The organism is Paenibacillus terrae, from assembly GCF_000943545.1.
In the GTDB taxonomy this organism is placed as follows: domain Bacteria; phylum Bacillota; class Bacilli; order Paenibacillales; family Paenibacillaceae; genus Paenibacillus; species Paenibacillus terrae_A.
In genome coordinates this window covers 1-227 of the sequence record NZ_JTHP01000225.1, presented here as the reverse complement: position 1 = coordinate 227, position 227 = coordinate 1, and the positions used below count along the sequence as shown (strand labels likewise).

The following is a 227-nucleotide window of genomic DNA, read 5'->3' as shown; positions in this document are numbered from 1 at the left end:
GCCTGCTCTTCCGATCCCGTTCCCAGCGGCGAGCTTTCAAAGGTTTCGGTTGCAACGTCTTGGTCAAACTGTCCGAGATAGTTGTAGACAATGTCCGGATGGGCGTCAAATCCTAGATTCGACTTATGCTCCGCCGCCGTCAGATACTTCAGCACCCCATATCCGAATCCTTTATTCGGTATGCCTCGCAACGACTCTTTTACGGATTTAATGGCATGCGAGAGGCT

The 227-nt window shown here is 51.5% G+C and carries 1 protein-coding gene; it reads right to left on the bottom strand.

Annotation, left to right across the window (positions count from 1 at the left end; genetic code table 11):
* Positions 1 to 191: hypothetical protein (locus tag QD47_RS29765; RefSeq protein WP_327204698.1), on the bottom strand; the 191-nt coding region annotated here is incomplete at its 3' end.
* Between the last annotated feature and the right edge of the window lie 36 nt (positions 192 to 227).